We start from the raw sequence: 16,317 nt of genomic DNA, 5'->3' as shown, positions 1-16,317 counted from the left end.
TATTTTAAGTGTTTTTAAATAGTTATATTTATATACTAGTAGTTAAATATATTAATATTAAGTATTATTAATTTATTGGTGTTAGTTATGGATATTAAACAATCTAGTTTTAAATTGGAGCGTTTAGATGATGATATTCCTAAGGATCATCTTTCTCGTTTTATTGTGCGTTTTGTTGATGAATTTTTCCCAGTTTTAGAGGTTGAAGAAAACATGGGAGGAAAGGGTAGGCCTGTTTTACCGGTTCGTGAAATGTTTAAATTAATTATTTATGCTTTTAATGAGGGTGTTACTAGTTCTAAAGTTATAGAAGATCATGCTAAGTATCATAAAATTTATTTATATGTTTCTAATGGAATTAAACCTTCTCAAAGAAGTATTCGAAGATTCATCCGTGATTATGGTTATTTATTTAATGTTTTTATTGGAAGTACTTTACTTTTTGCAAATGAATTAGGAATCACAGATTTTAAGCATATATCCATCGATGGAACTATTAAAAAAGCATACAACTCTAAATTTAATGTTTTACATGAAAAGGACATTAATACTTTAATTCAGTATTATAGTGGATTAAAGTTACCTAATAAGAAAATTAAAAAACTCCCACGTCCAGCACGTAAATTGATTGAACGAACAGATTTAAACAATGAAGATAAATTAGAATTACTATTTGAGTTACAAACCCAAATAAAGATGTCCGGTCAAAATACAGTACCTGTAAACGATGTTGAAGCTCGTTGGATGCATAATAAACAAGGATTAAATGAGGTCGCATACAATGTTCAAAGCGCTGTAGACACCGTTTCCAAACTTATTTGTGCAGTAAAAGTTTCACAAAAACCAACAGACCATTATGAATTACCAGAAATAGTGAAAAATGCAATAAATAACATCAACGATGAACCAGAATATGTAAGTGCAGATACAGGATACCACACCGAAACCAGCTTCCAATACCTAGAACAAAATAATATCAAAGGACTAATACCAGATAGAAAACAAACTCGAGAAAACACAGGAAGATTAAGTGAAAACCCATTCCATAAAGACCACTTCAAGCATGATCTAGAAAAAGACACTTACATTTGCCCAAATAAACAAGAACTACCTTTCCAACAAGAAATCAAACATTACTTAGAAAATGAAACAAAACCTTATAAAATCGAAAGAAGATACTGGAACTACAATGCATGCCAAGACTGCCAGGATAAAGAAAAATGCTACAAAGGAACACAAAGACAAATAACAGAATTCACAAGTAACACAGCCCTAAAAATGAAAAAACAAATGGAAACAAAAGAATACAAAACCATGTTTAAAAAAAGATCAAGCACAGTAGAAGCACCATTCGGAACACTCAAAACCTACTACCACATAAATGAACTACCAACAACAGGAATACAACACACAGAACACATACTAGCACTACAAGCACTAACATACAACCTAAAAAGACTAAACCACATAATCAAAAACACATATGACGAAACAGACAACATAAACCAATTCATAGAAAAAATAGGAGCAACACTCAACCTAAAATGCAAAACCACAGAAAAATAAAAAAAAGTAATACCAAAAAATATCAAAAACTATTTATGGCCAACCCTCAAAAAAGAAAAAAAATAATAAAAGAATGATTTTAATAAAAAAAATGGTGTGATTTAATATGGTGAAAGTAGCAATTTATCCCCCTAACTCTTTAGTATTAGCAGATTTAATAGAAAGAAAAGGTCATACAGCTTTAGCTTTACAAAAAGAAATGAGAAAGAAAATTAAAGATCCAGAAATAGATTCTCCTCCAATGAATATTACTGAAGAAGATCCTATTAAAGGATTACAATATGCTGCAATTGAAGTTCCTTCTGGTGTTCGTGGAAGAATGGCAATTATAGGCCCTCTTATAGATGAAGCAGAAGCAGCAATACTTGTTGATGGTGCACCTTATGGGTTTGGTTGTGTTGGTTGTCAACGTACTAATGAATTAAGTATTTTCTGTTTACGTAAAAAAGATATTCCGCAATTAGAACTTGAATATCCTAGTAGTCGTGAAGGTGCAATGGATATGGTTAATCAAGTTAATGAATTTTTAGACAGTTTGGATAATCCAGAAGCTTTAAAAGAAAAATCTAAACAAATTGAAAGTTCTGGAAATCAAGATATTAGCACTGAAGACAATCTTGAAGAGGAACCATTAGAAAGTTCAAAAACTCAAAATAATAATGAAGAAACACCTTCTGAAGAACACATGAAAACTGAAGAAGAAAGAAAAGTGAGTAAAGATGATCTTGTAGCATCTTTAAAATCTAAAGGAGGTTACTAAATGGTTAAAATTGCATTAGTATCCTGTGGTACAGAATATAGTGGGATACAAAAAGAAATAGAAAAAGCAGCATTAACTTTTGGTGCAGAAATCATACTTCCAGAAATAGATTTAGATTATATTGATGAAGCATATGAAAAATTTGGTTTCTCAGCACAAAGTTCAAGTTTAAAATTAATGATAGCAAGAGCAGTTAGTATTGTTGAAGGTCGATGTAAACCTGATGCTGTTTTTGTAGCTTCTTGTTTCCGTTGTGCTGAAGCAGCACTTGTAAGAAATGAAATCAGAAGATACTTACAAGATAACACTCGTATACCAGTTGTAACTTACTCATTTACTGAAAGAACTAAAGCAGATGAACTTTTCATACGTATGGAAGCTTTAGCAACCACTGTAACTAGAAGAAGTATTCTTGCACGTGAAAAACAAGAAGGATTAACATTAGGTTTAGATTCAGGTTCAACTACAACAAAAGCAGTGTTAATGGAAAATAATAAAGTAATAGGTACAGGTTGGACTTTAACTAAAGATATTATGGAATCTGTAAATAAAGCTGCAGATGAAGCATTTGAAAGCTCAGGATACGGATGGAATGATATTGATGGAATTGGAACTACTGGTTATGGTCGATTAACTATTGGTAAAAAATTAAATGCAGAACTAGTTCAAGAAGAATTAAGTGTTAATGCTAAAGGAGCAGTATACCTTGCAGGCCATCAAAAAGGAGAAGCAACAGTATTAGATATTGGTGGTATGGATAATAAGGTTATTACAGTAAATGATGGAATACCTGATAACTTTACTATGGGGGGAATTTGTGCAGGAGCATCTGGAAGATTCCTTGATATGACTAGTAGAAGATTAGATGTTGATATTACAGAATTAGGACCATTAGCTGTTAAAGGAAATTATAGAAGAGCACAATTAAACAGTTATTGTATTGTATTTGGTATACAAGATTTAGTTACAACCCTTGCTGCAGGTGGATCAAAAGAAGATGTTGCTGCAGCTGCATGTCACAGTGTATCTGAACAAGTTTATGAACAACAACTTCAAGAAATTGATATAAGAGAACCATTAATACAAGTTGGAGGTACTAGTTTAATCACTGGACTTGTTAAAGCTGTTAGTGAAACATTAGGTGGAATAGATGTTATAGTGCCAGAATACTCACAACATATTGGTGCTGTAGGTTCTGCTTTACTTGTAAGTGGAATGGGAAATAGAAACCAACAATAAAAAAAATTATTTATTTTTTTATGAGGAGGTTAATTAAGTTATGATAATTGAATCAAATGATCATGAAGGGGCAAAAGTTTATGAAATGATAACAAAACAAATCTTACAAGATTTGTTATTAGCTCCTGCACTCTCAGATTTAAAAGCATACGTAAATCCTAATGAAGTAGTTTTCATTATGGCAATGAAAATGAAGAAAACTTCTAAAGCTAAACATTTAAATGAAGTTTCAAGTTCAGTTTATGATCCTGAAAAGGATTTAACTACAATAACTATTAATGATGAAAATTTTTTACCTAATATTTTAAAGAAATTATGGAAAGAATTAGGAAGAGAAAATGTTCATCAACCAAGTAGATATATTATAGAATTATCTGGAAAAAAAGAAGTAGATAATTGGGTTATAGATAATCCATATGAAAACCTTAAAAGAAGATGTTATGATGCAATGTTCCGTATAGTTCCTGAAGGATTTAAAATAATAAAAGATATGTCTAAAAATGATATAGTTGCAGTAGTTGCTACAGATGAACTTATCAAAGATAAATGGATTGACCATTGTCAAAAATTTATAGAGGAATTAGAAAACACAGAATATTTATATTAAAAAATTTCAATTCTTCTCTTTTTATTTAAAATATCCTTTTTTTAATTTCTTTAAGATTTTCAAAATATTTTTATTTTAAATAGTAAAATCTATTTTACTTAAAAATTTAAATAACTATTTCTTAGTTATTTATTTATGTTTTAAGTTTTTATTTGGAAAATAAGACTATTTAATGCATATATTAAATTTTATTTTTTTTAGTTTTTCTATAATTGTTTGCTATTAATAGAATATATTTATATAATAGTAATGTCATATTATCTATCATTATAAGGAGTGGAAAAAATTTTCCACAAATTACAAAAATAATTTTTATCTTAATTTGGCATGAAGGAGGTGAAAATCGTGAAAAGTGAAAACTCTAAAGTAGACAAATGGATTCCTATATGTGTTGTGCTTATACTTAGTATGGTGTGTGCTGTGGCAATGGGTTCTGCTTTTGCTGCGGATGCTCCTAGTACTACTAATGGGGATTTAGGGGACTCAAACACTGTTTTATCTACTAGTACTCAAATTAGCGATGTAGGGAATACATCAAGTACTGTAAATGATAATCTTAATGATAACTCTAATTCTCAAAGTGGAAATGTCTTAGCTACAGATAATACAAATAATGCTTATTCTAATGAAGTATTATCTAGTATAGGTGATGATCAATCCAATAATGTTTATGTTGATGGATCCAATACTCAAGATGGTAATGGTACCTCAGATAATCCTTATAATAATATTAATGATGCAATTAAAAATGCTCAATCTGGTTCTACTATAATAATTTCTAGTGGAAATTATGTTCTTAATGGAAAAACTACCATTGATAAAGATTTAACTTTAACAGCAGCACCTGATGCTACTGTAACTATTAGTCAAAGTAATGGTGGATATTTCAGTATTAGTGAAGATATTAGTTTAACCCTTGAAAATCTTCAATTTACTAATTTTAATGGAAGAGATAAAGGTGGATTAGCATGGAACAATGGATTACTTAATATAATTAATTGTACTTTTACTAACATTAATGCAGGTAATTATGGTGGAGTAATATATAATAGTAAAACTGGTGTATTAACTATATCTGGTTCTACATTCACCAATAATAAAGCTAATAATGGTGGTGTAATTTACAATTTAGGTAGTTTAACTATTACTGATTCTACATTTGATAGTAACAATGGAAACAATGGTGGTGTGATCAATAATCAAAAAGATGCAGATGCAACTATCACTGGTTCAACTTTTAAAAATACTATTAATGGTGGAGCAATCAATAATAATGGTGTATTAAGTATCATTGATTCAACTTTTACTAATAATAATGGAGAAGCAGTTTACAACACTGGTAAAGCAACTATTGAAAGTTCAACTTTTACTAATAATAAAGTAAACAGTAATGGTGGAGCAATCTATAATAATAATGAGTTAACCATTACAGATTCAACTTTTACAGGTAACACTGCAAATAATGGTGGTGCAATTTATAATGCTGGTAGTTTAACTATTACAGGTTCTGAATTTAATACCAACACTGCTAAAGTTGGTGGAGGAGCTATATACTCTATTAATCCTGTAACTATTGATTCTACTACATTCTACAAAAACAGTGTAACTAATACTAATAAACAAGCACAAGGTGGAGCAATCTATCTTTCAAATGCTAAAGGTATGAGTAGTATTACAAATTCAAAATTTAAATATAATAGTGCTTATTCCTATGGTGGTGCTATAAGAGCTTACAATTCAGACTTAACCATTTCAGATTCTGATTTCTTCGGAAACACTTTATCTAATGCTAATAATATTGGAGCAAGTGATGGTCTTTCTCGTGGTGGAGCTATAAATAGTGCAGATGCAACTTTACTTATATATAACAGTAATTTTGAAAATAATATGGCTGGTGATGCAGGAGCTGCTATACGTACTAATGGTACTGTAGTTGTTGATAACTGTAATTTTACTAACAATGGATTATACGAAACCTCTACTGGTATGGGTAGTGCAATATTCTGTAATAATGGTGACAGTGTCACTATAAGTAACAGTAATTTTGACAATACCAAATACACTAATGGGTTTGTATATGCAATTGGTACAGAACAATTATACATATCAAATTCTAACTTCACATCAAGTAAAAAAATTCTTAACCAAGCAGTATATGCTGATAATGTTATAAATTCCAAGTTTAATAATGTAATCATTAATGGAATGTTCAAAAATGGACTTGAAATTATTGGAGGATCAGCTAATATTGATAATGTAGATATTGATGTTACTAAAGGTAATGCTATTTACTTAGCTAATGTTAAAGATTCAAGTATTACAAACAGTAACCTTAAAGCTTCTAATTATGGAATATACATTTACTCTAATGATGAAAGTAGTAAAACTATATCTACTAGTTCTAACATTAAAGTTGATAATTGTAATATAAGTGCTACTTACTCTGCTGTTAGATTAGAAGCAAAAGGTAATGATAAAATAAGTGATGTAACCTTATCTAATTTAAAACTTGCATCTACTGGTGACAGTGGAATATATGCAATTGCAGATAATAGTGGAAACATTAACAATTTAAATATTGAAAATGTGGAAATTAATAAAGTACCTTACTATGCAATATACTTAAAGAATGTAAATGACTTCAATATACTTAACTCTATTATAACAAATAATGGTAAATTAGTTTCATCTAATGCTATTTACCTTGCAAATTGTAAAGATGGAAACATTAAATATAATAATATTAGTAATAATAAAGGTACTGGTATTATCTCATTTGGTTCTAATAATGTTAACATAATTGGTAATACAATTACTAATAATGGATATTATGGAATTGAATTAGATGGTTCCAACAATATTACTATTAATAATAATAGAATTTACAATAATGTAAAAGGTGGATTATTCGTTAACGGTGGATCTGATAATAATGCAGATTCTAACTGGTGGGGTAATAATTCAGTAACTGATAGTGATGTTACTGGTATAACTATAAACAATTATCTTACTGTTGAAGTTGTTAATGAATCTGGTGTATTTACTGTTGTATTTAGTTTAGGAAATGATACTGTAACTCCTGATTTCTCCCTTGACTTTGGTATGAATGCTACAGATAATGAATCTGGTAATAGTACTCAAGGAAATGTTTCTAATGGTATGCCTAAAGCAAGTTTACCTTTCGGTAATATTTACTTTATGTTAGATTCTTATGTTTCTAGTTTAATTGTAAATGAAGCTGAAGAAGTACCTGATCCTGATGAACCTGAAACTCCTACTGGACCTACAACTCCTACTGAACCTGGTGAAAGTGAGGGTGATAAGGATGATTCTACAACTCCTAGTGAACCTACAACTCCTACTGAACCTGAAACTCCTGTTACTCCTACTGAACCTGTAGTTCCTGAAACTCCAGTTACACCTGATGTACCTGTAGATGATGGTTCTGATAATGTTATTGGTGATGATAATACTAATACTCCTGTAGATGATGATAGTGTTCCTATTATAGAAACACCAGCTTCAGATGCAAGTGATGATACTACTACTGATGTGGATGATAATACACCTACTGATGATAGTGATGTTGTTATTGATTCTGGAGTAAGTGATACTGTTAATAATGATGGTGTTACTGATTCTACTGTAAATACCGATAGTACCAATAATGTTTTAGATAGTAATGGATTTGATAGTAATGGTTATGATGCAAATGGATTCAATGCTGCTGGATATAATGCAGCAGGTTATGATGCAAATGGTTTAGATCGTAATGGTTTAACTGTTGCTCAAAATGCTGCTAACGCTGCTACTGCTAATGCTCAAACAAATAATGTTGCATCTAGTAATGCAGAATCTTCTAGTGCAAATTCTGAATCTACTAGCAACACTCCAAATACATCTAATGTTCAAGCAACCACTACTTCTACTTCTGTTATGAGAAGAAGAAGATATGAGGAAGAATATGAAACAAATAAAAATGGAGATTTAGAAGATATTAATGATGATGATGAAAGTTAAGGATTTTTTGTCCTTAATTTTTGTTTAAATTATTTTCTTCTTTTTCTTTTTCTTTTTTTTAAAACATTTTTAATACTTTTTTCAATATTTTTATTAAAATAAATTATAACAATAGTTAAGTTTATATAATAGTTTACCCTTATACTAACTATAATTACGTTAAAAAAATTAAAATCATAAACTTAAATACATAAAAAATAAAAAAATAAACAAAAGTAAAAGAAAAAAAATTAAAAATTAATAAAAAAATGGGGATCATGATACTTATGGAAACAAAAAAACCAAACCAAGGAAAAAAAATAGAAGAAGGAAAACACAATGGATCAAAATTTGCACATCTAACTAGAGCACACCCTTGTTTCAATGAAAAAATACATGACAAAGTAGGACGAGCACACGTACCAATAGCACCAAAATGTAATATAGCATGTAACTTCTGTACAAGATCACTCAACACAGAAGAAAACAGACCCGGAGTAGCATCATGTGTAATGAAACCTGATGAAGCATTAGAACATGTAAAAGAAGTTACAAAAGAAGGACCAATAGCAGTCGTAGGAGTAGCAGGTCCAGGAGATGCACTAGCAAACGATGAAACATTCGAATTCTTTGAAAAAATAGGAAAAGAAAAACCAGACCTAATAAAATGTATGAGTACCAATGGATTACTACTACCAAAATATGCAGATAGAATAGCAGAATTAGGAGTAAACTCAGTAACAGTAACAGTTAATGCAGTTGACCCAGAAATAGGAAAAGATATTTACTCATTTGTAGTATATGAAGGACAAGTATACAAAGGAAAAGAAGCAGCAGAAATATTACTCAAAAACCAATTAGAAGGTATAGAAAAAGTCACCAATGATGGAGTAGTTGTTAAAGTAAACACAGTACTAATACCTGGATTAAACGATAAACACATAGTAGACATAGCAAAAGAAGTTAAAGCACGAGGAGCATCAATAATGAATATCTTACCTTTAATTCCATTAAACAAAATGAAAGATTATGAAAGACCTGGATGCGAAATGATGGAAAAAGTAAGAGATGAAGTAGAAGAAATAATACCAGTATTCCGTGCATGTACTCAATGCCGTGCTGATGCATATGGAATTCCAGGAAAACATGGCTCAGATAGATACCTTGGAAGAACACCACAAAGTCATTACTAAATAATTAAAATTTTTTTAATTTTTTAATCTTTTTTTTAAATACTTAATTTACAATAATTTTTTTTAACTTAAACTGTGATTAATATGAAAACATTAGAATGGGAAAATAATAAATTAAAACTTATAGATCAAACTAAATTACCTGATGAATTAACTTATGTTTATTGTAATACTTACCAAGATGTTATACAAGCAATAAAAAACATGACAGTTAGAGGAGCACCAGCTATTGGTGTTGCAGCAGCATTTGGTATGGTACTTGCAGATAAAGAAGGTGTTGATTTAGAAATTGCTGCAAAAGAAATTAAAGCTTCAAGACCAACTGCAATTAACTTATTCTGGGCAGTAAATCGTGTTCTTAAATCAGATAATCCTTTAACAGAAGCAATACAAATGTATAATGAAGATATAGAAACCAATTTAAATATTGGAAAATATGGTTCAGAAATCATTGATGATGGAGATACAATTTTAACTCATTGTAATGCTGGAGCATTAGCATGTGTAGATTATGGGACCGCTTTAGGGGTTATTAGATCTGCTCATAATCAAGGTAAAAAAATAGATGTTATATGTGATGAAACACGTCCACGAGGTCAAGGAGCAAGATTAAGTGTATGGGAAATGCAAGAAGAAAACATTCCAGTTAAATTAATCCCTGATGTAGCATCAGGTTACTTAATGAGTCAAAAAATGATTGATAAAGTTGTTATAGGTGCAGACCGTATAGCCAATGGTGGAGTTATAAATAAAATTGGTTCTCTTATGGTTGCTCTTGCAGCTAAACGTTTCAATGTTCCATTTTATGTTGCAGCTCCTTTAAGTACCTTTGATAAAGAAGCAAATATTTTCGATACTACTATAGAAGAACGTGATGGTGATGAAGTACGTTACTATGGTAAATGCAGAATATGTCCTAAAGGAACAGAAGTAATTAATCCTGCTTTTGATATCATTCCCTCAGATTTAATTACAGGAATTATAACTGAAGAAGGAATAATTAAACCATTATAAACCTTTTTTTTATTCTTTTTCAGTTATTTTAGCATCAATACCAACATGCCACATTCCAGGACTACTACTTTTCACTTTCCGATTTTCTAAGATTTCAACATTTTTGTTTTGTTTATGTGCTGCTTTTTGTATACGTTCTATTCCTTGTCCAAAATTATCACTAAATTCATAATAATTTATTATTCCCTCATTTTCCACATGTTTTATTGCTAAATCTAAGAATTGATATGCTAATCCAGGTAAATTCATTATTATCCGATCAAATTTTTGGTTTGTTAAATTATTTTCGGATACTTCAATAATGTCTCCACATATAGGGTTTATACTTCCTTTTAATTTGTTTAACTTAATATTTTCTTTTAAATATTTTATAGCATATTCATTTATATCTACAGCTGTTATTTGACATTTTTTATTATGAGCTATAACTATAGGGAATGGTCCAATTCCACAGAACATATCTAATATTTTTTCATCTTCTTTTACATTATCGGATACTCTTTTACGTTCTGTTGCTAGTCTTGGTGAAAAGTATACATTAGTAACATCTAATTTTAATCTAGTACCATGTTCTTTATGGATGGTTACAGGATTATTTTCCCCTGCAATAAGTTCTAATTGTCTTGTTCTGGTTACTCCTTCTATTGGACTTTTTTTCATATATACACTTGTTCTTTTTGTGAAGTTTAATGTTGCTTCTCCAATGGTTTTTTTATATTTTTCCAATTCTTTGGGTATTTCTAGTATTACAATGTTTCCTATAGTGTCGAAACTTTTTTTTAGTTCTTCAATTTCTGTAGGGTTTAGTTTTCCTTTTAGTGCTTCAGTTATACTTTTAGGGTAATGTTTTGTTGCTACTAATTCTGTTTCACAATTGGTGATGTTTAATTCGGGTAGTTGTAAAGTGTTTTTTATTTCTTCTATTAATGTTGGAGTGGCAATTTCTTTTATGGGTATGTAACCGTAATTTTTATCTGTTTTGATTTTATAGTTCATATTCATTAATTCTTTTTCTGCAATAATTTTACGCACATCATTTAGATGATGTAACTCTACTTTTAAACTTTTCATCATATCACTTAATAATTCAATTACAAGCATTAATTAAACAAGGTATTATATTAAAAAACATCCATTTAAACATTCATTCTAATGTTTATTTGTGTTTGAATTTCTATTAGAAAATTACTATAAAATAAATCTAATAAATATAATCCATTATATAAATATTAAATATAAACAATACTTATATTATTAATAGTAAGTTAATTTAACTAATTTTATTTTCATAATAATTACTTAAAAAAAATCATAAAAAAAATATGTGGGAGAATAAGAAATAATGTTTTATTTAATAGGATTAGGATTATTCAATGTAGAAGACATCAGTCTTAAAGGATTAAATGCACTGAAAAAAGTAGATAAAATATATGCAGAATTTTTCACAAGTAAATTAATAGGTTCCAATCTTAAAGATATTGAAAAAATCATAGGTAAAAAAATAATAATACTTAACCGTAACCAAGTAGAAGAAGAAAACATTTTCTTAAAAGAAGCTGAAACATTAAATGTAGCATTAATAACAGGAGGAGATCCTTTAATTGCAACAACCCACTCTGACTTCTTAGTAGAAGTTCATAAAAAGAAAATACCTTATACTGTGATACATGGATCTTCAATTCTTTCAAGTGCTCCAGGAATTAGTGGTCTTCAAGCATATAAATTCGGAAAAGTAACAACAATCCCATTCCCTGATGAAAACTTCTTCCCTAAATCACCATACAAAGCAATTGAAAATAATCTTAAAATGGATTTCCACACCTTAGTCTTATTAGATATTCAAGCACACAAAGATAGATACATGACAGTTAATCAAGGATTAGAATATTTAATGAAAATTTATAATGAACAAGGTGAAGGCTTAATAAATCCTGATACCTTAGCTATTGGTATAGCACGTGTAGGATCTGAAGATAATATAGTTAAAGCTGATTATATTAAAAACTTAATAGATTATGATTTTGGTGGACCTTTACATTGTATTGTTATCCCTTCAAAATTACATATAGTAGAAGCAGAATATCTTGTTGAAATAGCAGATGCACCATCTGAAGTCTTAGATAATGTTTAAGAAAAAGTAAGTTTTTTTTTAAAAAAAATTAAAAAAGAAAGAACAATATTATTTTTTTTTAAATAATTTATTTTAACAGTGGTTAGTTCCTAATAATTTTTTATAGTTATAATCAAAAAATTTCTTTTAAAAAAATTTTCTAATTATTACTCATTTCATTAATAAGTAAAGTTAAAATATATTTTTCTTTTAAAATTTATATTATTCTTTCTTTTTTTGTAATGAAATTTAGTAAACAGTTTGCTTAATCCTATAGATTACTCAATGGTTTTATTTCATTAAATCATCAAATGGATTTTAATCCATGATTAATATTACTCTTGTTATTATTTATATATTTTATTATTATTATCCTAAAAATTTAGAAAATTTTTGCTGTATACAATTTTTCTCTTTTAAAATAGTATGTTAAGAATAAGGATAATTTTTTTTTAAGCTTAATAAATTATCAATTTAAATTTTTAGATAATCTTTTAATAGTTAAAGGACGGGTAAAAAGTTTTTGTTCTTATTGTTTGAGGTAATTTAAGTTCATCTTTTGTGATCCCTTAATATTTTTTTATCTAAAAATTTATTTTTTTGATAATTTTGTTTTTTTAGGGTTTAATAAATGTTTTTTTCCATTTTTTATATTATTTGGAGATTATAAAATGGTTGTTTTATTTTTATTAACCCAAGACATGAAGTTTAATTCACATCGTTTTTTATTATTAATCTTATCATTTATAAAATTTTTGCTTTATACTTATAATGTAATTTTTAAAAAAATAATTTTTGTTCAATAGATAAATTTTTAAAATTAGAAAATTATCACATTATCTTAAAAAAATCCATAATAAGGTAAGAAAAAATAATTTAAAAGAAGGCAGGGTATAACTATTTTTATTTTTTATAACTATTTTAGGAGTAATTAAACTTTTTAATTTATTTTTGTTATTATTTTTATATTTAGGTAATTGTTTATAGGATTTATTATGTAAATAAATTAATTTAATAATTATACCCGTGATTTAATAAAATATTGGTTTCCATTCTAATTTTGGAGATTATAAAATGGTTGTTTTTTAAAATTTACCAATAGACATGAAGTTTAATTCACATCGTTTTTATTATTTAAAAAAACTCATATATAAACCTTCCCACTTAAACAAACCAAACATCCAATACACTTTTATAAAAAAAACAACTAATACTTTATCACTAGCAAAAAAATTTTAAAATATTTTTTTTGTAAAAATAAATACTATATAAAAATAAATAGGATTTAAGATATTAATGAAAACCGAAAATTTAATTATATTAGTATTAGCGATTATAATATTAATAGTAGGTGTAGGTGCTGCTGCAATGATGTTCAGTGGATCAATAGACCAAAATGTCACAGCTACTAATAATACCACTAATATTACTAATGCTACAAATAATACAACCACCGCAGATAGTGGTTCTAGTGGATCAAGTTCTAGTGGATCTAGTTCTGGTTCTAGCTCATCTGGAACTACTCACCATTCTAGTTCTGATTCTAGTGGAACAAGTTCATCTGGAGGTTCTAGTTCTGGTGGATCCAGTTCTGGAGGTTCATCTTCAGGTTCAGGTTCTAGTTCTGGTGGATCCAGTTCTGGAGGTTCATCTTCAGGTTCAGGTTCTAACCCTGGTGAAAGCGTTCCTCCTGATGAAGAAGGATAAAACATAAAAAATTTTTTTTTAAACATAAATAAAAGGAGATAAATTAAATATTTTTCATATATCTCCTTTTTTATAAATCTTTTTTTAAATACCAATTATCTAAATATATAAAAAACTCTTTTTTTAAATAAAATATTTTATTAAATAAAAAAATAATAAATATAAAATAATTAAAAATAGGTATCATACTCTCTCTTTTTTTTAATTTAATATAAAAAAAATAACATATTATGGGGTTGTGTTTAAGGTAATGAAAACAAATAATAGATTAAATGCTTTAATTTTAAGTGTTGGAGGAACAAGTGAACCTCTAATAACTTGTATAAAAGAATTAAAACCTGATTGTGTATACTTCCTACATTCTAAAGGTACACTAAAAATTGCTAAAGAAGTTCTTAAAAAAACAAAATTTAATGGAGAAGTATTATATAAAGAAATTGTTAATCCCGAAAGTTTAGAAGAATCTTATTTTAAAGCACATCATGCTATAAAAGAATTAAAACATAATAATTTTGAAGTAGTTATGGATTTTACTGGAGGAACTAAACCTATGGTTTCAGGTTTAGTCTTAGCAGCAGTAGGAGAAAACATTGAATATTCTTATGTAGGAACTTTTTCTGAAAATGGACGAGATAAAAATGGTTTAGGAATAGTTAAAAATGGTTTTGAAAAAATTAAAAAACAAAAAAATCCCCTAGATTTATATGCAGTAAATGAATTTGAAAGAGGTAAAGAATTTTTTAATAATTATCAATTTCAAGCTGCAAGAAGAAATTTAAAAACCGCAGAATCTAAACTCACAGAACCTTTTTTAAAGAAACTATCCAGTTTATATATTAAAATTATTGATATTTATGATTCCTGGGATAAATTCAATATAAAATTAACTTGTGATAATTCACAAATAAACCTTGATAAATGTTTGAAGGATTTATTAAACTTAATCTATGAGGATAAAGCAGTTGTTACTAGTTTTGAAAAGGATCATAATGGATTTTTAAGTCAGTTGAAAAACAATCAAATGTTTTTAGAACGTAAAATTTCCCAAAAAAACAATCTTAATAATGATAATATTTATTTTTATCTTCCAGATTTATTGAATAATGCTTATCGTCGTATTAAGGAAGGTAAATATGATGATGCAGTTGCAAGATTATATCGTGTTATGGAGTTAGTTGCTCAATTAAAACTTAACAAATTAGGTATTGTTGATAATGATTCAATTAGAAATTTTAAATTTGATATTAATAAAAATTCATTTAAAAATTATGCAAGTGAAAATTATCAAGATATTTTAACTAAGTTAAATATTAAAAATTTCACAAGTTCTAAATCTACTTTTACCCTTGCAATGTATAATGATTTTAACATGTTAAGATACTTAAATGATGAAATAGGAAATTATTATATTAAAGATAATAAAGTCCAACGTGAACTTGAAAAACGTAACAATAGTGTTTTAGCCCATGGTTTACGTCCAATTAACAAGATTAATGCTATAAAATTATATGATTACTCTGTTAATTATGCTAAACTTTTATGTTCTGATGTTGAAGTTTATATGAAATTAGGAAGTTTTCCCAAATTCCAAATTTAATTTAACACTTTTTCTATTTGAATCTTTTAGTAAAATTTAAATATTATTATTTTTATAATATGAGTGATGAATTAATGGGTGTCTTATATATTATTATATATAGGAGGTTAATTATTATACTGTGCTAAAAAGATTTTTTTAAACAAATTAATCTATTAAAGAAAAATTTAGGAATAAGCATAGTTAATCTTTTTTTTAAACAAAATTTTAAGGTAAATATTTTATAAAAAAAATAATTTAATATGGGTTGAAAATTTTTTTCATTTAAGCTAAAATATTCAATGTCCCCACATATGTATAAAAGAAAATATTAAATCAATTTAATTTAGAAAATATGAGAAGTTTTTTTTATTTAACACAAATATAGGAAAATATTTTTTTATCATCTCACTAAAAAAAAACGAATTTAAACTTTTCATAAAATTAATAAAAGGGGTTAAAAAAAAATTAAGTATTGATTTTTTATTAAAATATGTATAAAAACAGGGAATGATATATTTTTAGAAGGTTTAATCTTTTAAGAGA

The 16,317-nt window shown here is 27.6% G+C and carries 10 protein-coding genes and 1 pseudogene; 10 read left to right on the top strand and 1 reads right to left on the bottom strand.

Going from position 1 to position 16,317, the window contains the following annotated elements:
* Positions 1–87 precede the first annotated feature (87 nt).
* The 7 genes and pseudogenes from ACA135_RS06210 to mtnA all read left to right on the top strand — a co-directional run bounded on the left by ACA135_RS06210 (position 88) and on the right by mtnA (position 10,378).
* Positions 88–1,566 carry an IS1182 family transposase gene (locus tag ACA135_RS06210; RefSeq protein WP_409197524.1) on the top strand — a complete coding sequence of 493 codons (1,479 nt, stop codon included), beginning with the start codon at positions 88–90 and terminating at the stop codon, positions 1,564–1,566.
* A gap of 106 nt (positions 1,567–1,672) precedes the next feature.
* Positions 1,673–2,104, top strand: a pseudogene (locus tag ACA135_RS06205) (methanogenesis marker 5 protein); the annotation flags it as partial.
* Between the two features lie 222 nt (positions 2,105–2,326).
* Positions 2,327–3,565 carry a methanogenesis marker 15 protein gene (locus ACA135_RS06200; protein ID WP_409197894.1) on the top strand — a complete coding sequence of 413 codons (1,239 nt, stop codon included), beginning with the start codon at positions 2,327–2,329 and terminating at the stop codon, positions 3,563–3,565.
* 40 nt (positions 3,566–3,605) lie between these two features.
* A complete protein-coding gene (locus ACA135_RS06195; protein WP_409197893.1) occupies positions 3,606–4,172 on the top strand; it encodes a methanogenesis marker 17 protein in 567 nt (188 codons plus the stop codon).
* A gap of 345 nt (positions 4,173–4,517) precedes the next feature.
* Positions 4,518–8,192: a beta strand repeat-containing protein gene (locus ACA135_RS06190; protein WP_409197892.1), complete on the top strand. Its 3,675-nt coding sequence runs from the start codon at positions 4,518–4,520 to the stop codon at positions 8,190–8,192.
* Between the two features lie 266 nt (positions 8,193–8,458).
* Positions 8,459–9,364: a radical SAM protein gene (locus ACA135_RS06185; RefSeq protein WP_409197891.1), complete on the top strand. Its 906-nt coding sequence runs from the start codon at positions 8,459–8,461 to the stop codon at positions 9,362–9,364.
* 84 nt (positions 9,365–9,448) lie between these two features.
* The gene (mtnA, locus tag ACA135_RS06180; protein ID WP_409197890.1) at positions 9,449–10,378 is read left to right on the top strand and encodes an S-methyl-5-thioribose-1-phosphate isomerase; all 930 of its coding nucleotides are present in this window, start codon (positions 9,449–9,451) and stop codon (positions 10,376–10,378) included.
* Positions 10,379–10,387: 9 nt separating this feature from the next.
* Here mtnA and ACA135_RS06175 read toward each other — a convergent pair whose 3' ends face one another.
* The gene (locus ACA135_RS06175; protein WP_409199096.1) at positions 10,388–11,449 is read right to left on the bottom strand and encodes a class I SAM-dependent methyltransferase; all 1,062 of its coding nucleotides are present in this window, start codon (positions 11,447–11,449) and stop codon (positions 10,388–10,390) included.
* A 271-nt stretch (positions 11,450–11,720) separates the two neighbouring features.
* Here ACA135_RS06175 and dph5 point away from each other — a divergent pair, with 271 nt between their 5' ends.
* The 3 genes from dph5 (at position 11,721) to ACA135_RS06160 (ending at position 15,792) form a co-directional block, all read left to right on the top strand.
* Positions 11,721–12,509 (top strand): diphthine synthase, encoded by a 789-nt coding sequence (gene dph5 / locus ACA135_RS06170; protein WP_409197889.1) that lies wholly within the window; start codon positions 11,721–11,723, stop codon positions 12,507–12,509.
* Between the two features lie 1,275 nt (positions 12,510–13,784).
* Positions 13,785–14,195: a hypothetical protein gene (locus ACA135_RS06165; RefSeq protein ID WP_409197888.1), complete on the top strand. Its 411-nt coding sequence runs from the start codon at positions 13,785–13,787 to the stop codon at positions 14,193–14,195.
* Between the two features lie 250 nt (positions 14,196–14,445).
* Positions 14,446–15,792 carry a TIGR02710 family CRISPR-associated CARF protein gene (locus tag ACA135_RS06160; RefSeq protein WP_409197887.1) on the top strand — a complete coding sequence of 449 codons (1,347 nt, stop codon included), beginning with the start codon at positions 14,446–14,448 and terminating at the stop codon, positions 15,790–15,792.
* The last annotated feature ends 525 nt before the right edge of the window (positions 15,793–16,317 follow it).

The sequence above is a fragment of the Methanobrevibacter acididurans genome (assembly GCF_046197875.1).
Taxonomy (GTDB): domain Archaea; phylum Methanobacteriota; class Methanobacteria; order Methanobacteriales; family Methanobacteriaceae; genus Methanobrevibacter_A; species Methanobrevibacter_A acididurans.
This window is presented reverse-complemented; position numbering and strand designations above follow the sequence as displayed.